This is a genomic window from Bradyrhizobium sp. Tv2a-2 (assembly GCF_000472425.1).
Taxonomy (GTDB): domain Bacteria; phylum Pseudomonadota; class Alphaproteobacteria; order Rhizobiales; family Xanthobacteraceae; genus Bradyrhizobium.
In genome coordinates, this window is sequence record NZ_AXAI01000003.1 from 161,160 (window position 1) to 179,856 (window position 18,697).

Annotated in this window: 21 protein-coding genes and 1 tRNA gene; 11 read left to right on the plus strand and 11 right to left on the minus strand. The window is 63.1% G+C overall.

The genetic code is table 11. The features are described 5' to 3' along the window. Nucleotides 1–95: 95 nt before the first annotated feature. The gene (gene cmk / locus A3AI_RS0106900) at nucleotides 96–734 is read right to left on the minus strand and encodes a (d)CMP kinase (RefSeq protein ID WP_024514877.1); all 639 of its coding nucleotides are present in this window, start codon (nucleotides 732–734) and stop codon (nucleotides 96–98) included. Further along, nucleotides 731–2,077: a 3-phosphoshikimate 1-carboxyvinyltransferase gene (gene aroA, locus A3AI_RS0106905; protein WP_024514878.1), complete on the minus strand. Its 1,347-nt coding sequence runs from the start codon at nucleotides 2,075–2,077 to the stop codon at nucleotides 731–733. The genes cmk and aroA overlap by 4 nt, the downstream gene beginning before the upstream one ends. A gap of 185 nt (nucleotides 2,078–2,262) precedes the next feature. Here aroA and A3AI_RS0106910 point away from each other — a divergent pair, with 185 nt between their 5' ends. The 3 genes from A3AI_RS0106910 (at nucleotide 2,263) to A3AI_RS0106920 (ending at nucleotide 3,228) form a co-directional block, all read left to right on the plus strand. Then, nucleotides 2,263–2,676, plus strand: a complete 414-nt coding sequence (locus A3AI_RS0106910) for a TIGR02300 family protein (RefSeq protein ID WP_024514879.1) — start codon at nucleotides 2,263–2,265, stop codon at nucleotides 2,674–2,676. Between the two features lie 75 nt (nucleotides 2,677–2,751). Then, nucleotides 2,752–2,827: transfer RNA gene (locus A3AI_RS0106915), tRNA-Ala, on the plus strand. A gap of 164 nt (nucleotides 2,828–2,991) precedes the next feature. Next, nucleotides 2,992–3,228 carry a GIY-YIG nuclease family protein gene (locus tag A3AI_RS0106920; protein ID WP_024514880.1) on the plus strand — a complete coding sequence of 79 codons (237 nt, stop codon included), beginning with the start codon at nucleotides 2,992–2,994 and terminating at the stop codon, nucleotides 3,226–3,228. A gap of 5 nt (nucleotides 3,229–3,233) precedes the next feature. Here A3AI_RS0106920 and A3AI_RS0106925 read toward each other — a convergent pair whose 3' ends face one another. Next, nucleotides 3,234–3,692: a MarR family winged helix-turn-helix transcriptional regulator gene (locus A3AI_RS0106925; RefSeq protein WP_024514881.1), complete on the minus strand. Its 459-nt coding sequence runs from the start codon at nucleotides 3,690–3,692 to the stop codon at nucleotides 3,234–3,236. 169 nt (nucleotides 3,693–3,861) lie between these two features. Between A3AI_RS0106925 and A3AI_RS0106930 the strand changes: the two genes are divergently transcribed. The 8 genes from A3AI_RS0106930 (at nucleotide 3,862) to A3AI_RS0106965 (ending at nucleotide 10,923) form a co-directional block, all read left to right on the plus strand. Further along, entirely contained in the window at nucleotides 3,862–4,287 is a 426-nt protein-coding gene (locus A3AI_RS0106930; RefSeq protein ID WP_024514882.1) for an organic hydroperoxide resistance protein, read from the plus strand. A 159-nt stretch (nucleotides 4,288–4,446) separates the two neighbouring features. Continuing rightward, complete coding sequence (locus tag A3AI_RS0106935; protein ID WP_024514883.1) at nucleotides 4,447–5,649, plus strand: CaiB/BaiF CoA transferase family protein; 1,203 nt, start codon at nucleotides 4,447–4,449, stop codon at nucleotides 5,647–5,649. A gap of 201 nt (nucleotides 5,650–5,850) precedes the next feature. After that, on the plus strand, nucleotides 5,851–7,167 hold the full coding sequence (gene ugpB / locus A3AI_RS0106940; RefSeq protein ID WP_024514884.1) for a sn-glycerol-3-phosphate ABC transporter substrate-binding protein UgpB: 1,317 nt from the start codon (nucleotides 5,851–5,853) through the stop codon (nucleotides 7,165–7,167). A 71-nt stretch (nucleotides 7,168–7,238) separates the two neighbouring features. After that, on the plus strand, nucleotides 7,239–8,120 hold the full coding sequence (ugpA, locus tag A3AI_RS0106945) for a sn-glycerol-3-phosphate ABC transporter permease UgpA (protein WP_024514885.1): 882 nt from the start codon (nucleotides 7,239–7,241) through the stop codon (nucleotides 8,118–8,120). 2 nt (nucleotides 8,121–8,122) lie between these two features. Beyond that, nucleotides 8,123–8,971: a sn-glycerol-3-phosphate ABC transporter permease UgpE gene (ugpE, locus tag A3AI_RS0106950; protein WP_024514886.1), complete on the plus strand. Its 849-nt coding sequence runs from the start codon at nucleotides 8,123–8,125 to the stop codon at nucleotides 8,969–8,971. Nucleotides 8,972–8,976: 5 nt separating this feature from the next. Continuing rightward, nucleotides 8,977–10,065 carry a sn-glycerol-3-phosphate import ATP-binding protein UgpC gene (locus A3AI_RS0106955; protein WP_024514887.1) on the plus strand — a complete coding sequence of 363 codons (1,089 nt, stop codon included), beginning with the start codon at nucleotides 8,977–8,979 and terminating at the stop codon, nucleotides 10,063–10,065. A gap of 121 nt (nucleotides 10,066–10,186) precedes the next feature. Further along, complete coding sequence (locus tag A3AI_RS0106960; protein ID WP_024514888.1) at nucleotides 10,187–10,612, plus strand: Hsp20 family protein; 426 nt, start codon at nucleotides 10,187–10,189, stop codon at nucleotides 10,610–10,612. 50 nt (nucleotides 10,613–10,662) lie between these two features. Then, the gene (locus tag A3AI_RS0106965; RefSeq protein ID WP_024514889.1) at nucleotides 10,663–10,923 is read left to right on the plus strand and encodes a BQ00720 family protein; all 261 of its coding nucleotides are present in this window, start codon (nucleotides 10,663–10,665) and stop codon (nucleotides 10,921–10,923) included. A gap of 169 nt (nucleotides 10,924–11,092) precedes the next feature. On the opposite strand, the gene ptsN is transcribed toward A3AI_RS0106965, so the two are convergent. The 8 genes from ptsN to A3AI_RS0107005 all read right to left on the minus strand — a co-directional run bounded on the left by ptsN (nucleotide 11,093) and on the right by A3AI_RS0107005 (nucleotide 18,460). Then, the gene (ptsN, locus tag A3AI_RS0106970; protein ID WP_024514890.1) at nucleotides 11,093–11,554 is read right to left on the minus strand and encodes a PTS IIA-like nitrogen regulatory protein PtsN; all 462 of its coding nucleotides are present in this window, start codon (nucleotides 11,552–11,554) and stop codon (nucleotides 11,093–11,095) included. 234 nt (nucleotides 11,555–11,788) lie between these two features. After that, the gene (gene hpf / locus A3AI_RS0106975) at nucleotides 11,789–12,376 is read right to left on the minus strand and encodes a ribosome hibernation-promoting factor, HPF/YfiA family (protein WP_024514891.1); all 588 of its coding nucleotides are present in this window, start codon (nucleotides 12,374–12,376) and stop codon (nucleotides 11,789–11,791) included. A gap of 143 nt (nucleotides 12,377–12,519) precedes the next feature. Beyond that, on the minus strand, nucleotides 12,520–14,136 hold the full coding sequence (gene rpoN, locus A3AI_RS0106980) for an RNA polymerase factor sigma-54 (RefSeq protein ID WP_024514892.1): 1,617 nt from the start codon (nucleotides 14,134–14,136) through the stop codon (nucleotides 12,520–12,522). 95 nt (nucleotides 14,137–14,231) lie between these two features. Next, nucleotides 14,232–15,248, minus strand: a complete 1,017-nt coding sequence (gene lptB / locus A3AI_RS0106985; protein WP_024514893.1) for an LPS export ABC transporter ATP-binding protein — start codon at nucleotides 15,246–15,248, stop codon at nucleotides 14,232–14,234. 333 nt (nucleotides 15,249–15,581) lie between these two features. Then, the gene (locus tag A3AI_RS0106990) at nucleotides 15,582–16,364 is read right to left on the minus strand and encodes an LptA/OstA family protein (RefSeq protein WP_024514894.1); all 783 of its coding nucleotides are present in this window, start codon (nucleotides 16,362–16,364) and stop codon (nucleotides 15,582–15,584) included. Then, nucleotides 16,364–17,125, minus strand: a complete 762-nt coding sequence (gene lptC / locus A3AI_RS0106995) for an LPS export ABC transporter periplasmic protein LptC (protein ID WP_024514895.1) — start codon at nucleotides 17,123–17,125, stop codon at nucleotides 16,364–16,366. Before lptC ends, A3AI_RS0106990 begins: the two co-directional genes overlap by 1 nt. A 159-nt stretch (nucleotides 17,126–17,284) precedes the next feature. After that, nucleotides 17,285–17,899: a ribonuclease D gene (locus A3AI_RS0107000; RefSeq protein ID WP_024514896.1), complete on the minus strand. Its 615-nt coding sequence runs from the start codon at nucleotides 17,897–17,899 to the stop codon at nucleotides 17,285–17,287. A gap of 102 nt (nucleotides 17,900–18,001) precedes the next feature. Beyond that, on the minus strand, nucleotides 18,002–18,460 hold the full coding sequence (locus A3AI_RS0107005; protein ID WP_245286850.1) for a MarR family winged helix-turn-helix transcriptional regulator: 459 nt from the start codon (nucleotides 18,458–18,460) through the stop codon (nucleotides 18,002–18,004). Nucleotides 18,461–18,697 lie beyond the last annotated feature (237 nt).

Below are 18,697 nucleotides of genomic sequence, written 5' to 3' on the forward strand. Positions count from 1 at the left end.
TGTCCGGAGACGACGAGACTCGCGAGACCGAAAGATCTCAGGAGATCGACCTGACTAGACGCGGGAGCGGGCGTTCCTCCAGTGACGGCAGGGGCTCAAACCCGCTGCCGGCCCGCTCGGACGGCCTCGACAATGTCAATGGCGGCCCGGACGCCCGCCTCTATATCGAGATTGGTATTATCTAGCAAGTAAGCATCGGCGGCTTGTTTTAAAGGCGCTGAAGCGCGAGTCCGGTCGCGTTCGTCGCGCTGGATGATGTCCGCGAGGATCTTCGCCTCGTCGGCCTCCTCGCCTCGCGACTTCGCCTCGAGAGCGCGGCGGTGGGCCCGGACCTTTGCATCCGCAACGACGAAGATCTTCACCTCGGCATCCGGGCAGATCACGGTTCCGATATCGCGCCCGTCGAGCACCGCCCCGGGCGGGGTGGCCGCAAACCGGCGTTGGAAGTCGAGCAGGACTTCGCGGACCCGAGGAATAGCCGAGACCACCGACGCGGCCTCGCCGGCCTTCTGGCTCTTCAGGGCCGGATTGCCGAAAGTATCGGGATCGAGTTCCATGGCTGCCCTGACCGCCAGTGCCTCGTCGCGCAGGTCCGCGCCCGCCTGGAGCAAGGCATAACCCACCGCGCGGTAGATCACGCCGGTATCGAGGTGCCTATAACCGTAGTGCTGGGCGAGCTTCCTGGCGAGCGTACCCTTGCCCGAGGCTGCCGGTCCGTCGATGGCAATGATCATGAAAACTCCGCCCCCAGGCCGCGCATCATGGGAATGAAGTCGGGGAAGCTGGTGGCGATGAACGCGGTGTCGTCGATGGTGACCGGCTTGTCGGAGGCCAGCCCCATGACCAGCGCCGACATGGCGATGCGATGATCCATGTGGGTGGCGACCAGCCCGCCACCGGGCACATGGCCCCTGCCTTCGACGATCAAGTCATCGCCTGATATCTCGACCTTGACCCCGTTGACCCGCAGCATCGCGGCCGTGGCCTCCAGCCGGTCGGACTCCTTGACCCGTAGTTCCTGCAGGCCGCGCATGATGGTGGTCCCTTCTGCGAAGGAAGCCGCGACCGCCAGCACCAGATATTCGTCGATCATCGACGGCGCGCGCTCCGGCGGGACCTCGACCCCGCGCAGTCTTGACGCTCGCACGCGCAGTTGCGCCATGGGCTCACCGGCGTCGCCGCGCGCACCGGTTTCCTCGATCGAGGCGCCCATTTCGCGCAATGTCGCGAAAAGCCCGGTCCGCAGCGGATTGGTCATGACGTCGGAGAGGACGATGTCGGAACCCTCCACGATCAGGGCTGCGACCAAGGGAAACGCGGCAGATGAGGGATCTGCCGGCACCACCACCGCAGCGCCATGCAGCTCCGGCTGGCCGGACAGCGCGATACGCCGGCCATGGCTGCCCTCAAGGCTCGAGACGATGTCGGCGCCAAAATGCTTGAGCATCAGCTCGGTATGGTCGCGGCTCGCCTCCTGCTCGATCACGGTAGTGACGCCGGGGGCCGCAAGCCCCGCCAGCAGCACAGCCGACTTGATCTGGGCGGAGGCCACCGGGGTGCGGTAGGTTACCGGAACCGGATCGCGCGCCCCCTGCAAGGTCAGCGGCAGCCGGCCACCCTCGCCGCTTGCGGTTACCTTGGCGCCCATCAGGGCCAGGGGATCGAGCACGCGACGCATGGGACGGCTGCGGAGCGAGGCATCCCCATCGAACACCGCGCTGATCGGACAGCCCGCGACCGCGCCCATGACCAGCCGGCAGCCGGTGCCGGAATTGCCGAAATCGAGAGGAGCGCTGGGCTGGGCGAAGCCCGAGACTCCGACACCCCACACTTTCCAGGCGAAATCGCCGGTACGCTCGACCCGCGCGCCCAGCGCCTGCATGGATTTGGCGGTGTTGAGGACGTCCTCGCCCTCCAAAAGGCCCGAAATCGAGGTCTCCCCGATTGCGAGCGCGCCCAATATCAGGGCTCGGTGCGAGATCGATTTGTCGCCGGGGACGCGCGCCTTGCCCGAAAGCGGGCCGCTGGCACGCGATTCCAGGGGCGTGGGCGAGGAGGAATGGTCGGAATGGGTCAATTTTCGGTCCTGTGCGCGAGGCGCAGGTAACACAGCCGGCCGGCGACGTCACGCGGAGGATGCGTCGGCGCGATAGCGATGGGGAGGGGTAATGGCACCCATTTCTTACACGAAGCGCTATTGACAGCCGGCCCTCAACTAGCCAAGTGAAGCTCCGCTTTTCCGACATTGCCAGGATTTTGCACGTGGCCAAAACCGATCTTGGAACCAAACGCATTTGCCCGACCACGGGCAAGAAATTCTATGATCTGAACAAGAATCCAGTGATCTCGCCCTATACCGGCGAGGTGGTGCCGATTGCTCCGGTTGCCCCTGTACGCGCCTCCCGTAGTAGTGAGGCTGCGCGCGCCGCACCCGTCCGTGACGTTGCTCCGGAGGCCGCGGAGTCTGAAGAATTGGTCTCGCTCGAGGAGGCCGATGCCGAAGAGAACACCGGCAAGGTCAAGGCCGTCGTCCCCGAATCGGAGGACGATATCGAGGTTGACGAGACAATCGAGGACGATGACGACGACGATTCGACCTTCATCCCCGACGAGGAAGAGGGCGATGAGGACGTCACCGATATTATCGGCGACGTCGGCGGCGATGAGGAGACTTGAGCTTATCGCCGAAGTGTGATCAACGGTCGTTCCTGATTTCCCGGCGCGTCGCCCAGGCGCGCTGGTTCGCCTGATGGGGCCATAGCTCAGCTGGGAGAGCGCTTGCATGGCATGCAAGAGGTCGGCGGTTCGATCCCGCCTGGCTCCACCAGCCTTCGCTCGCTTCGCGAGCTACGGCTGGGCAGGCCACGCTCGCTCGCGGCGAAGAGAGCGAAGGCTGCCCCGCCGTAGCCCAAAGGGCGAAGGCGGGCTCTATCCGCAAGCTCATAATTCCCACTCGCATCGCGAGGGAGCATTGGCCGGCGAACTGATCCAATGAAGCACGTCTACATCCTCGAGAGCCTCGACGGAGGTCATTTCTACGTCGGTATTGCCGATGATGTGCCTGCGCGGTTGATCAAGCACAACGCCGGCGAGGTATCTCACACCTCGAAGTACCGACCGTGGCGGATTCGGACCTACGTCGCGTTTACCGACGAAAGTCTTGCTTTCGCCTTCGAAAGGTATCTCAAGTCGGGCTCGGGACGAGCCTTCGCGAAGAAACACTTTTAGCCCCCTCACTCCCTCGCCGCGGCGTTCAGCTGGTCCCGCAGCGCGACCAGGCTCTTCCTCAGGCTCGACAGCTCCCCGATGGAGCATCCCGACGCCGACAGGATCGCAGCCGGCACCGCCCTCGCCTTCTCCCGCAGTGCGTGGCCCTGGGCGGTCAGCGCGATCAGCACGTGGCGCTCGTCCTCGCTCGAGCGGGTCCGTCGGACCAAATGCGCCGCCTCCAGCCGCTTCAGGAGCGGCGTAAGGGTGCCGGAATCCAGGAACAGCCGTTCGCCGATTTCCCTGACCGCAACGCCGTCACGCTCCCATAATACCAGCATGACAAGATATTGCGGATAGGTCAGGCCAAGCCTATCCAGAAGCGGCTTGTAGACGCGGTTGAACGCATGCGCGGTCGAGTAGATCGCGAAACAGAGCTGATTGCTGAGCATCAGCTGGGCTTCTGCCATGAACTTCTTTGCCATTCCTGCCTCTTCGGGACCGCGGACTGGCCCATTATGCGCCAGCGGGCCCCCTTCAATCAATTGCGCACAATCTAATCACGAAAATTCGACCGACAATCATATTGCGCACAATTTAATTGCGTGCGATAGAGCCGCCATCGAAGATCGCAACCAGGAAGGGAGAACCACGATGTCCGTGAATGTGCTCTACAAGACCTCCGCCAAGGCCACCGGCGGCCGCGACGGCCACGCCGCAACCCTCGACGGCGCGCTCGACGTCAAGCTCACCACCCCGAAGGAGCTCGGCGGCACGGGTGGCACCGGCAACAATCCGGAACAGCTGTTCGCCGCAGGCTACGCCGCCTGCTTCATCGGTGCCATGAAGTTCGTGGCCTCGCAGGGCGGCCCGAAGGTTCCAGCGGATGCCTCCGTCACTTCCACCGTCGGCATCGGTCCGCGCTCGGCCGGTGGCTTCGGGCTCGACATCGAACTCGCGGTCTCGTTGCCGGGCCTCGCCCGCAACGAAGCCGAAGCGCTGGTCGAGAAGGCCCATCAGGTATGCCCCTACTCCAACGCCACCCGCGGCAATGTCGACGTCCGTCTGAAGGTGGTCTGATCGCATAACGGAAGGCCCTCCGGAAAGTTCGGCGGGCCTTTCGTGTTGCGGAATTGCTCATGCGCGCGCGAGGGAACCGCATGGCGGTGACGCATTTGCGTAGCTGCGGTTGCGATGCTTAATGGTCGGAATCGCAACACCAACCTCGCGAACCCATTGATGACCCCTCAATTTGCTCCCGGCGCTATGGCCGGACTGCGCGTGATCGATCTCACGCGCGTGCTCGGCGGCCCCTATTGCACGCAGATCCTCGCCGATCACGGCGCCGACGTGATCAAGGTCGAGCCGCCCGCGGGCGACGAGGTGCGCGACTGGGGCCCTCCCTTCCATGAGGAGGATGCGGCCTATTTCGTCGGCATCAATCGCAACAAGCGCTCGATCGGCATGGACCTCGCTTCCGTCGGCGGCCGCGCAATCCTGATGAGGATGCTTGAGGGCGCCGACGTCCTGATCGAGAATTTCAAGCCGGGCACGCTGGAGAAATGGGGCATCGGCAGTGACGTGCTGCAGGAGAAGTTTCCCAAGCTGGTACATTGCCGCATCTGCGGCTTCGGCGCCGACGGCCCGCGCGGCGGCAATCCCGGTTATGACGCCATCATCCAGGCCATGACCGGCATGATCGCGGCAACCGGCTCACCCGAGAGCGGCCCGATGCGGATCGGCGTGCCGCTGGTCGACATCACGACCGGCCTCTATGCTGCGATCGGCATCCTGATGGCGCTGTCGGAGCGGCAAAAGTCGGGCAAGGGGCAATTCCTCGAGGTCACGCTGTACGAGACCGGGCTTGCCATCATGCATCCGCATACGGCGAATTATTTCATGCATGGCAAACCGCCGTCGCTCACCGGCAACGAGCATCCGAACCTCGTGCCCTATGCCATCTTCCCGACCAGGACCGACGACATCTTCATCGGCGTCGGCAATGACGGCACCTTCAGGAAGCTCTGCAAGGAGATCGGCAAGCCCGATCTCGGCACCGACCCGCGCTTTGCCCGCAACAAGGATCGCATCGCAAACCGCGAGGCGTTGCGCACCGAACTCGGCGCGGTGTTTTCGCTGCACGAAGCCGAGCCGCTCTGCAACCGCCTGCTCGCCGCGGGCCTGCCCGCGGGCCCCGTGCAAAAGATCGACCAGGCGCTGACCAACCCGCACACCATCTACCGCGGCGACGTGATCGAGAAGGACTGGTACAAAGGCGTGGCCTCGCCGATCCGGCTCGACCGTACCAGGCCGAGCCTGCGCAGCCTGCCTCCGAAATTCAGCCAGCATGCCCGCGAGGTGCTCGCCGAGTTCGGCTATTCCGACGGCGACATCGATGGGCTCGTCGAAAAGGGCGTCGTCTGCGAGGAGCGGAAGCGCTGACGGAACGAAGCAGTTAATTATGGTCGTCCTGGCGTTCGCCGGGACGACAACCCTTCTCGCAGGCGGCCGTCCTGCTCTGCGCCCTTTTTCCTGCTTCCCTCATCCCGCTTTTCCCCCGTACCATCCCTTGTCATAAAGTCATTTGCGCGTCATTGAGCACTGCTACCGCGCAACAAGATGGTTCAAATGGGAGGGGTTTTGATGGTTTTTCGAGGGTTCAGTGCTGCCGCGGCCGGCGCCATATCGCTTGCTTTTGCCGCGTCGCCCGCATTCGCGGTGACCGAGATCCAGTGGTGGCACGCCATGACCGGCCCGAACAATGACGTGGTGGTCAAGCTCGCCAACGACTTCAATGCCTCGCAGAGCGAGTACAAGATCGTCCCCTCTTTCAAGGGCTCTTACGCTGATACGCTCAACGCCGGCATCGCGGCCTTCCGCGCCGGCAATGCACCCGGCATCATGCAGGTGTTCGAGGTCGGCACCGCAACCATGATGGCCGCCAAGGGCGCCGTCAAACCGGTGTTCGAACTGATGAAGGAGCAGGGCGAGAAATTCGATCCGCAGGCCTATCTGCCGGCGATCACCGGCTACTACTCGACCTCCAAGGGCGAGATGCTGTCGTTTCCGTTCAACTCCTCAAGCATGGTCATGTGGGTCAATCTCGACGCGCTGAAAGCGGCCGGCATCGCCGAGCCGCCGAAGACCTGGCCGGAGGTGTTCGCCGATGCCAAGAAGCTGCACGCCACGAGCCCGACCTGCGGCTTCTCCTCGTCCTGGGTAACCTGGGGCTTCATCGAGCAATTCTCGGCCTGGCACAACATTCCGATCGGCAGCAAGGCCAACGGCCTCGACGGTTTTGACACCGTGCTGTCCTTCAACAACCCGCTCGAGACCAAGCTGCTGGAAAACCTGATCGAGCTGCAGAAGGACAAGAGCTACGACTATTCCGGGCGCACCAACACCGGCGAAGGCCGCTTCACCTCGGGCGAATGCCCGCTCTACATGACGTCCTCGGCCTTCTATCCGAACGTCAAGGCCAACGCGAAGTTCAGCTACACCGCGGTGCCGATGCCCTATTTCCCTGACGTCAACGGCGCGCCGCAAAACTCCATCATCGGCGGCGCTTCGCTGTGGGTGATGGCCGGGCAAAAGCCGGAAGAGTACAGGGGCATTGCGAAGTTCTTCACCTTCCTCTCCGACACCGACCGCCAGGTCTATCTGCACGAGGTGTCGGGCTATCTGCCGATCACCAAGGCGGCCTATGAGAAGACCAAGGAATCGGGCTTCTATGACAAGAACCCGATCCTGGAAGTGCCTTTGAAGGAATTGACCAACAAGACCCCGACCGAGAATTCGCGCGGGCTTCGCTTCGGCGGCATGGTGCAGATGCGCGACGTCTGGTCGGAGGAGATCGAGGCGGCGCTGGCCGGCAAGAAGTCGGCCAAGGAGGCACTGGATGCCGCCGTCTCGCGCGGCAACCAGATGCTGCGGCAGTTCGAGCGTACCGCGGCGAAATAATGCACGACTTGATGATGGCCGGCTTAGCCGGCCATCATCCGTAATGTATCGCGGCACGACCGGGGGGCGTGATGGAAAACCGCGCGATCTTTTCAGGCAAGCTGCTGGCATTTCTCCTGGTGGCGCCGCAGCTCGCGGTCTCGCTGATCTTCTTCTATTGGCCGGCGGCGCAGGCGGTGTGGCAATCGTTCCTCGTGCAGGACGCGTTCGGGCTATCGACCGAGTTTGTCTGGTTCGAGAACTATGTCGAGCTGTTGAAGACGCCTGAATATTATCACGCGGTCGGCGTCACCTTTCTCTTCTCAACCCTTGTCGTGGTGTTCTCACTCGCGATCGGGCTTCTGCTCGCGGTGATGGCCAACCGCAACATCAGGGGCGTGCAGATCTACCGCACCTTCCTGATCATCCCCTATGCAGTGGCACCCGCGGTTGCAAGCGTGCTCTTCATCTTCATGTTCCAGCCCGGGCTCGGCATGTTCGCCCGCGCCCTGCAGCGCTGGGGCATCGACTGGAATCCCGTGCTCAATGGCACGCACGCGATGACCCTGGTCATCATCGTCGCGGTCTGGAACCAGATCAGCTACAATTTCCTGTTCTTCCTCGCAGGTCTGCAGTCGATCCCGAAAAGCGTGATCGAGGCCGCTGCAATCGACGGCGCACGGCCGATGCGCCGGTTCTGGACCATCGTGTTTCCGCTGTTGTCGCCGACTACCTTCTTCCTGATCGTGGTCAACATCACCTACGCCTTCTTCAACACGCTCGGCATCATCGACACCGCGACCGGCGGCGGCCCGAACGGGGCGACGCAGACACTGGTCTACAAGGTGTTTCAGGACGGCAAGGTGGGCTCCGATCTCGGCGGCTCGGCGGCGCAATCGGTGATTCTGATGGTCATCGTGGTGATCCTCACCGCGGTTCAATTCCGCTATGTCGAGAAGAAGGTGCACTACTAGCCATGGTCGAGCATCGCCGCTTCGGAAACCTGCTCCCGCACCTCGTGCTGCTGATCGGCGTACTGATCGTCGCCTTTCCGGTCTATCTCGCCATCGTCGCGTCGACCCATGACGACACGCTGATCGCCAACGGCCAGATGCCGCTCTATCCCGGCACGCACGGCCTCGAGACCTATTGGCACACCATCGTCTCGGGCACCGGCAAGACCACGCGCCAGCCGGTCGGCGGCATGATGCTGGCGAGCCTGATCATGGCGGTCGGCATTGCCGTCGGCAAGATCGCGATCTCGATCATCTCGGCCTATGCGATCGTGTTCTTCGCCTTCCCGTTCCGGATGACGACGTTCTGGATCATCTTCATCACCTTGATGCTGCCGGTCGAGGTGCGCATCTTTCCGACCTACAAGATCACAAGCGACCTGCACATGCTGGACTCCTATTCCGGCCTGATCCTGCCGCTGATTGCGTCCGCGACCGCGACGCTATTATTCAGGCAGTTCTTCATGACCATTCCGAAGGAGCTGGTCGAGGCGTCGAAGATGGATGGCGCGGGGCCGATCCGTTTTTTCTTCGATACACTGCTGCCGTTGTCGGTGACCAATATCGCCGCGCTGTTCGTGATCCTCTTCATCTATGGCTGGAATCAATATCTCTGGCCGCTTCTGATCACGACACGCGACGACATGCAGACCATCGTCATCGGCATCAAGAAGATCATCGACGTTCACGACGCGCTCACCGAATGGAGCGTGGCGATGGCAACCGCCGTGCTCGCGATGTTGCCGCCGGTCGCGGTCGTAGTGTTACTGCAGCGGCTGTTCGTCAAAGGCCTGATCGAGACGGAGAAGTAGTCCCTATGGCCAACGTCGCGCTGCGCAACGTCCGCAAGGCCTATCCCAACGGGTTCGAGGCTATCAAAGGGGTCGATTTCGAAGTCGGTGACGGCCAGTTCTGCGTGCTGGTCGGCCCCTCCGGCTGCGGCAAGTCAACGCTGCTGCGAATGGTCGCGGGACTTGAGACCATCACGACAGGCGAGATCGATATCGGCGGGCGCGTGGTCAACCAGGTCGAGCCGGCCGACCGCGACATCGCCATGGTGTTCCAGAACTACGCGCTCTACCCGCATATGAGCGTCTACAACAACATGGCCTATGGCCTGCGCAATCGCGGCATGCCGAAGGACGAGATCGACACCCGCGTGCAGGAAGCCGCGCGGATACTCGAGCTTGCGGCGCTGCTCGACCGCAAGCCGGGGCAATTGTCCGGCGGCCAGCGTCAGCGCGTCGCGATGGGCCGCGCCATCGTTCGCCAGCCAAAGGTGTTCCTGTTCGACGAGCCGCTATCGAATCTCGACGCCAAGCTGCGCATCGCCATGCGGGTCGAGATCCGCAAATTGCAGCGCAGGCTGTCGACGACCTCGATCTATGTCACCCACGACCAGCTCGAGGCGATGACGCTTGCCGATATTCTCGTCGTGATGAATGGCGGGCAGGTCGAGCAGATCGGCAATCCGCTCGAGATCTACCAGAAGCCGGCAACGACCTTTGTCGCGGCCTTCATTGGCGCCCCGCCGATGAACCTGATCCCGCTGCGCGATTCGAACATCCATCTTCCCGCTTGCAAGGCCGAGGCCGGTATCCTTGGCATCCGCCCGGAAGACCTGCAGATGGTCAGCGGCGCCGTTCCAGATGGCGGAGTGGCGCTCGACCTCACGGTCGAGGCGATCGAGCGGGTCGGCGCGGAGACCTATATCTACGGCCAGCGCCCGCAGCAGCGGGGCCAGGCGGCGATCAGCGCCAGGCCCGGCGAGCTGCCACCCGGGGAAATTCTGGTGCGGATCCCGGGCCAAGAAGGGCCGGCGATCGGCGAGACAATCCGCGCCACTGCGGTGCGGGACAAGCTGCATCTGTTCTCAGCCGACGGGCGAAAGCGGATCGAAATCTAGTATTTACCGCGCTTGGAGATGGTTCCTTGAACGCATGCGCGTTCGTGCCCATATTGCTGTCCAAGGGGTGCCGCAAGGGCCCTGAAACATCAAAGTCGCTTCCGCGAGGACTTTGTAGACTATGACTCGTGTTCCGACGTTATCCAGTCCGTTCCTTCTGGGATTTGACGAGATCGAGCGTGTGCTCGATCGGGTCGTCAAAGGGGCCGACGGGTACCCTCCGTACAATATCGAAAGGTGCGAGCGTACCAACGGTTCGCCCGAGCGGCTGCGCATCACGCTGGCGGTGGCGGGTTTTACCCGCGATCAACTCGATGTAACCATTGAGGAAAACCAGCTCGTGATCCGCGGTCGTCAGCAGGACGACAAAGCCCGGCAATACATCCATCGCGGCATCGCCGCGCGCCACTTCCAGCGCACCTTCGTGCTGGCGGAGGGGATGCAGGTGTTGGGTGCGGATCTGAAGAACGGGCTGTTGTCGATCGACCTCTGCCGGCCCGAGCCGGAGAGGATCGTTAAGACAATCGCTATCAATGAACACGAATAATGGAACGAGTGGCGGACTCGACCGCTTGAGACTCTGAAGGAGTCGAGACCATGACTGAAGTGAATGTTGCGTTAGACCGCGTTTCCCCGGAGGCCCTGGAACATCTCGGCGAGGGGCATATCGCCTATGTGAAGCAGATTCGCTCCGAGGACGTGCCGGACCTGTTTCCGCAGGCGCCGAAGATCGCGCCGGGCCTGAAGCTGTTCGCGCTCCACGCCGCCGACGGCACGCCGATCATGCTGACCGACAGCCGCGAAGCCGCGATTGCGAACGCCTGGAGCAACGAACTTCAGGCCGTCAGCGTGCACTGAGGCGCGCACACCAGCGAATTCAACAACGGCGGGCCGCTTCCGATTGGAGGTGGCTCGCCGTTTCTATGTTCTCTGATTCGGTGGGGTCGCGCTGCTGCAGCGGCGCGGATTACCTTTTTCCTCCCGGGCCAGGCAAAGGGACCTCGCAGATGATGGAGAAAAATTAGATTTACGCGGCGCTCGCCGGCGGCAGCGCCAGCACGGAATAGATCGCTTGCGCGTCGCGGGAGGCGCGGAGCTTTTTCGCGATGTCCTGGTCGCGCAAGAGACGGGCGATGCGGGCGAGCGCCTTCAGGTGGTCGGCACCGGCGCCTTCCGGCGCGAGCAGCAGGAAGATGAGATCGACCGGCTGACCGTCCATGGCCTCGAAATCGATCGGACGCTCGAGCCGGGCGAACAGGCCAAAAATCTTTTCCAGCTTCGGCAGCTTTCCGTGTGGGATCGCGACGCCATAGCCGACGGCAGTGGTGCCGAGCTTTTCGCGCTGCAGCAGAACTTCGAAGACAGCCCGCTCGTTCTGCCCGGTCAGTTCGGCGGCCTTGGCGGCAAGCTCCTGCAGAGCCTGCTTCTTGCTGTTGACCTTCAACGCCGGGAGAATCGCCTCGGGTGCGACCAGATCGGTAATCGTCATGGAGCGTTCCGAGGGTGAATTGAACCGTCAGGTTGCGAAATAGGCCTTACGCGGCCCGCGTCAAGAAGGTGAGGTGGAAGGCGGGTTTGTCCCTGCCCCGGGTCCCTGATGTGGGGCGCTTCTACTCCAACGCAATGGCCATGCCAACACCCCCGACGCGTTTCCTGCATTCTAATCCTAAAATCGGTGAACGACGGTGAGAGCCGGCAAATCACCGGATTTGGCCCCGTTTTTCTACGGCTTTACCGCTGGCGGGTCGACCCAGCCGACATTGCCGTCGGCACGGCGGTAAATGATGTTTACCCGGCCACTGGAGCCATGCTGGAACACGAGGCACGCGGCGCCGGTGAGATCGAGCTCCATCACCGCCTCGCTGACCGAGAGCCGTTTCAAGGCCGTGGTCGCCTCGGCGATGATCACGGGGTTGTAGCCGGTGACCTCGTCCTCGCCCTCACCCGGAGCCTCGATCACGTAGCTTGGGGCATCGAGCCCTGCGAAAGCCGCTGCTTCCGCTGCGGCCTTGCGCGCTGAGCGGTCTTTCAGTCGGCTCTTGTAGCGGCGCAGCCGCTTCTCGATCATCAGCAGCGCCTGATCGGCGCTGGCATAGGCGTCAGGGGCGTTGGAATCGGCCTCCAGCGTTATGCCGGAATCCAGATGCAGCGCGCAGTCGGTGCGGAAGCCGAAGCCGTCCTTGCTCAGGGTGATATGGCCGGAAAAATTGCCGTCGAAATATTTCCGCAAGACCTCCTCGGTGCGCTCGCCGATACGCCCGCGCAAGGCCTCGCCGACGCTGATGCTTTTTCCCGAAATCCGAAGAGTCATGTGAGCCTCCCACCGGATCCCTGATCTGGGGATCCTCGACTGGATGATCTGGGAAAACTGACACTAACGCGATTTGATCCGGACGCAATCTGGCGCAAGCGCGCATCCGCCCCCCGGGAAACTACGGCAATCTTGCAACAAATCTACATCGGCAGGACGAGCACACTCTGCTTCTCGCGACGGCGCTGCACCGAGGAAGGAATGCGCATCGCCTCGCGGTACTTCGCGACCGTACGGCGGGCGATATCAATGCCTGACGCGCGCAGGCGTTCCACGATCGTGTCATCGGACAGGATTGCGCTCGCATTCTCGGCATCGATCAACTGCTTGATGTGATGGCGCACGGCTTCGGCCGAATGCGCCTCGCCGCCATCGGCCGAGGCGATCGAGGCGGTAAAGAAATATTTGAGCTCGAAGGTGCCGCGGTTGGTCGCCATGTATTTGTTGGCGGTGACGCGAGAGACCGTCGATTCGTGCATCTGGATCGCGTCCGCCACGGCCTTCAGATTGAGCGGGCGCAAATGCGCCACGCCGTGCGTGAAGAAGCCATCCTGCTGGCGCACGATCTCGGTTGCGACTTTCAGGATGGTGCGGGCGCGCTGGTCGAGCGCGCGCACGAGCCAGGTTGCGTTCTGCAGGCAATCGGTGAAGTAGGACTTGTCGCCGTCCTTTTTGATGGTCTTGGACAGCTCCGAATAATAGGTCTGGTTGACCAGCACCCGCGGCAGCGTGTCGCTGTTGAGCTCGACCTGCCAGCCGCCGTCCGGACCGGGGCGCACATAGACGTCGGGCACCATGGCCTGCAGCCGCGCGGCGCTGAATTTCAGGCCCGGCTTCGGATCGAGCCTGCGGATTTCGCCGATCATGTCGGCGATGTCCTCGTCATCGACGCCGCACACTTTGCGCAACGCGGCGAGATCGCGCTTGGCCAGGAGATCGAGATGCTCGATCAGGGCCTGCATCGCGGGATCGTAGCGGTTGAGCTCGCGCAGCTGGATCGCCAGGCACTCGCTCAAGTTCCGCGCACAGACACCGGGCGGATCGAAGCGCTGCAGAACGCCGAGCACCTTCTCGACATCGGAAGTCGAGGCGCCGAGCCGCTCGGCGGCCTGCCCGAGATCGGTAGGCAGGTAACCGGCCTCGTCGACAAGATTGATCAGGTATTGCCCGATCATGCGCTCGGATGGCGCGCTGAAGGCGACCGCGAGCTGCTCGGCAAGATGGTCGGCGAGCGTCAACTCGGCGGCGACAAAGGCCTCGAGATTATATTCCTCGTCATTGGAGGCGCCGCCGCCCCATTCGGTGTAGGCGGTGGGCGCGGCGTCCTGGGCGTTGCGCGCGGCGGCCTCGGCCGGCTCCTCGGAAAACACGTTGTCGAGCCGGGTATCGAGAGTCTGTTCGATCTCGCTGCGGCTGCCGAGATCGCCGCTCAGCCAATCCTCTTGTGCCCCTTCCTGCCCCGGCTCGAAGCCGTCGGCAGACGCGCCCACGAAGTCAGATTGGCCGGAGGCAAAATCTTCCGCTCCGCTGCCATGGTCGGAATCGGACATTTCGGCGCGTTCTGGCCCCTGTTCGCCCGCAACCGGCGGCTCATGGGTCTCGGCGGCCCGCTCCAGCAACGGATTGCGTTCGAGTTCCTCCTCGACGAAGGCCGACAGGTCGAGATTGGACAGTTGCAGCAGCTTGATGGCCTGCATCAGCTGCGGCGTCATGACCAGTGACTGTGACTGGCGGAACTCTAATCTCTGTGTCAGTGCCATGGAGGCAAGAACGTCCCCAAAATACAACTTGGTCCGATTCTTGCTTATCCTAGTCTGCGTTCGATGTACACGTCTTGACGCAGAGCAAAAATAGTCTAGAGGCGGAATTCTTCGCCAAGGTAAAGCCGGCGCACGTCGGGATCGTTGACGATCTCCTCCGGACTGCCTTCCGTCAAGATTTCTCCCGCATAAACAATATAGGCGCGGTCGGTCAGGCCGAGCGTTTCGCGCACATTGTGGTCGGTGATGAGAACGCCGATGCCACGATTGGTGAGGTGGCGGACGAGGTCCTGGATGTCGCCGACCGCGATCGGGTCGATGCCGGCGAAGGGCTCGTCGAGCAGCATATAATTCGGGCGCGTGGCGAGCGCGCGCGCGATTTCGACACGGCGCCGCTCACCGCCGGACAGCGCGATCGACGGCGATTTGCGCAGCCGCGTGATGTTGAATTCGTCGAGCAGCGAATCGAGCTCATGCTCGCGCTTCTTCTTCGACGGCTCGACCACCTCCAGCACCGCGCGAATGTTCTGCTCCACCGTAAGGCCGCGAAAGATCGAGGCTTCCTGCGGCAGATAGCCGATGCCAAGACGCGCACGCTGGTACATCGGTAGCTGGGTCACATCATGGCCGTCGAGCTCGATGGCGCCGCGATCGGCCTTGATCAGGCCGGTGATCATGTAGAACACGGTGGTCTTGCCGGCGCCGTTCGGGCCCAGGAGGCCGACGGCCTCGCCGCGGCGTACATAGATCGAGACCCCGCGCACCACCTGGCGGCTGCCAAAGCTCTTTTCGACACTGTGCACCGCCAGAAAGCCCGGCCGCCGCAACAACCGGACACCGGAGGCCGCAGTCGGCTTGGCCGGTTGTTTGGCTGCCGGCCGCGGGCGCGGGCGCTGGGCCTGTGTCGGTACCTCGGCGTGCTGGGGCGGGGCTGCGAGATCGAGGCTCGAAAGCTGGGCCTCTCGGGCGATCGGCGGTGCATCGCGCACGGCACTCGGTACCATCTCGCCATAGCCGTCGCCGAAGGCGGTGATGTCGCCGTGAGCGCGGGCGAACCCGGTCCGGCCGCGTTTGGCGGGGCGCCGACGGAACATGCTGAGTAAATCGACCATCCGCGCTTGCTTCCCACGCCTCTCAAAAGTCGTTCGGTAGCCGGCCGCCCGCGGCTTGATTCGTCCGCTCAGGATGAAGGATTGGATGACCGTTGCCCAGCGGAACACCCGACGTCATGTCTCCCGAGTTAGCTCCGCCGTCCCGAGGCGCTCGCGACGGCGAGCCTCGAAGGGCGACAGCCCGGCTCTCGCAGCGGGACCGTTTCAGCCTTCGAGGCTCGCACCTCAGGATGACGGTTTGCGACGGGTGCGCGCCTCGATCCCGAGCTAGATACAGGCTTGCGCGCCGAGCTTCAACCGCAGCCCCACTGCCTATATGGGAAGTGATTGAACTTATTTCGGTTTGTTCTGATTAAGGATGGACAGGGGCGATCCTGCGCCAGGCTTGGCGCCAGCCGGCGCCGGGCTCTGGGTTGGACCGGGCCCTGGGCCGGCTCCTTCGCAGCCACCGCCGCCCTGGTTGATGAACAGGCCCTGCACCTTGCCGCTGTCGGATTCGACCCGCGAGACGCCGGTGGTCATGTCGACGAACAGGCGGTCGCCGCGCAATACGTTCTTGCACTGGGTCAGCACCACGCCGCCGAGCATGGTGATCAAATTGCTCTTGGTGTCGAACACCGCGGTCTCGCCGGTCACGACCTGGTCCTTTTGGGTGACCACCACATTGCCGTGCGCCTCAAGCCGCTTGATCGAGGAGCTACCGCCGGGTCCGGGAGCTGCCGACTGCATCGGTGCGCCGGGCGGTGGCGCCGCCTTCGCGCCCTTGGCTGGCGCCGGCGCGGGCTGCTGGCCCTGCGCCTGGCCTTGGCCCTGCCCTTGCCCGCTTGACTCATAGAAGACGACCAGCGTCTTCGAGGTCATGGTGGTGTCGCCCTGCACCACCTTCACATTGCCGGAGAAGGTCGCTTCCTTCTTCTTGTCGCGCATTTCAAGCGAAGCCGCCTCGATCTGGATCGGCTGGTCGCGGTTCTGCGAGAAGCCCTGCATTGCATTGGGCACGCCCTGCACCGAGCTCTGTGCACTCGCGCCAAAGGCTGCGCCGAACGAGATTGCAAATGCGATAGCGGTAAGCTGTCCGCTCGGGCCACACAATCGCGGCAGGAAAGGCATGCTCATCATCTCAAATTGGATTTGCCGGACGCGGCGCGCGTTCGCGCCGGCGGGGCAGGCGGGGGCGGCGCGGGCGCGGCGGGCGCGGCGGGCGCGGCGTTCGCTTCCGTGGTGGCGGAATTGTCGTCGAGATGATCGAGATGCATCACGACATTGCCGTCGAAGCGAACCACTGCGCCGCCGTCGGTGATGTGCAGGCGATCGGCGCTGAGGGTGCCGTTGGTCAGCTTGACGTCGACATGCTCCTCGGAATCCACCGTGCTCTTGCCCATGTCGACAAACGCGTGGCTCAGCCACGCCTCATAGCCGCTCGAGGTCACCAGATGGATGTCCTTGTGCAGGTCGATCGTCTGCTGCTTATTGTCGAGAAGCCCGGTGCGGGCGGTCAGCGTCACGGTCGATTGGTCCTGCATCAACACCTTGCCCCGCAGCGTGTGCAGCTCAACATGGTCGGCATCGGTCACGTCCTGGGTCGCCGTCTCGGCCCAGAGCTCATAGGGCCGCCGGTCGTCGGTCGAGTAGCCGGACAGATGCGGCGATTCCATGGTGATCTTGGTGCCCGATACCACGAGCTTGCCCATGTCGAACTTGGGCAGCTCGATACGAAATTTATTGAAGAACGCGTAGAAGATAACGATCGCCATTGCCAGGCCCACCGCCGCAGGCACGGCGATGCGCAGCACCCGCACCATGCGGCTGTGCCGCGCGGCGATGGCGAAGCGCGCCTCGAGGCTTGCCTGATAGGCCGGGTTCTGGACCGAGTTCACCGCTGCTCCTGATGGCGGGCTGGATTGCGCATTCTACCCCGCAATGGCCGACTATGCAGTCGGGAACTGGGTCGATGACTGTGTCCGAAACGGGGCGGGGAGATTAACGAATGAACCCTGACGGCGTTCTTTAGGTCGCCCCGGCCGGGAGAGGTATCCTCACGAGTGGGCGAAGATGTCCTCGAGCTCCCAGCCCTGGAGGTCGAGCCTTGCCCGCGTGGGCAGGAAATCGAAACAGGCTTGCGCAAGCTCAGTGCGCCCCTCGCGCGCCAGCATGACGTCGAGCCGCTCCCGCAGCGCGTGCAAATGCAGCACGTCGGAGGCCGCGTAGGCGAGCTGCGCCTCGGAAAGCTGCTGCGAACCCCAGTCGCTGGACTGCTGCTGCTTGGACAAATCGATGTTGAGCAGCTCGCGCACGAGGTCCTTCAGCCCATGGCGATCGGTATAGGTACGGGTGAGGCGGGAGGCGATCTTGGTGCAATAGACCGGCTGCGGCATCACGCCGAAGGTGTGGTAGAGCACGGCAATGTCGAAGCGGGCGAAGTGGAAGATCTTGGTGATGTCGGGATTGCCGAGCAGCGCCGCCAGGTTCGGCGCCTCCGTGTGATCCTTCGGAATCTGCACCACATCGGCGCTGCCGTCGCCGTTCGACAGCTGCACCACGCAGAGCCGGTCGCGGTGCGGATTGAGCCCCATGGTCTCGGTGTCGATCGCCACCGATCGGGTGTAGCGGGAAAGATCAGGCAGGTCGCCGCGGTGCAGGCGTACGGTCATGTAATGTCTGGCCTCTGGTCGATTTGATTCCGGGCGCCAACCTAGCGCCGCAAGGCCGCTGAGGCGAGTCGGCCGGCCGCGATTTCGACCGGCTCGGGACCGTCACAGCGGCAGAATCCGGTTGAGCATCTCGATCAGCGTGCCCTGCTCGGCCTCGCTGAGCGGCGCAAGCATCCTGCGATTATAGGGTTCGCTGATTTTGGCGGCCTCCTGGATCAGCTTATTGCCCTTCGGCGTCAGGACCAGCTCGACGGCACGGCGATCGGCCTTGGAGCGGCTGCGCTTGATGAGGCCTGCCGATTCGAGCTCGTTCAGCATCTTGATCAGGTTCGGCAGCTGCAGGCGGAGCAGGCCCGCCACGCTGCTCGGGGCTACGCCCGGATTGTCGCGGACCAGGGCAAGGATGGCATAGCTCGCGGGGCTGATGCCCATTTCCGCGAACTGCTCGTAAAAGCCCTCGAAGAATTTCAATTGCACCAGCCGGATCATGAATCCCGGCGTGTTCTGCAGCGCCCTCAAATTGAGCGGCTTTTTCGATGCTGGCTGCTGATTGGCTTTCACGTGCCCCGACTCCCGGTCTTGCCGCGCCACTCTGTCTGAATCCTGCCGAATTGACACCCTCCGAAGCGCCAGGGAGGCGGGACAGGTGCGCAGTCGCGTGGGTTCGGATCCACTAGAATTTTTGGTCGTCCGGTAGGGTATTGTGCACTGACGTCGTGTACCGATGCGGCACGCGCTACCAACACCGGGCAGGAACTTGACCAGGCTGAAGCATTCAATTCAAAGATTGATGTGGCG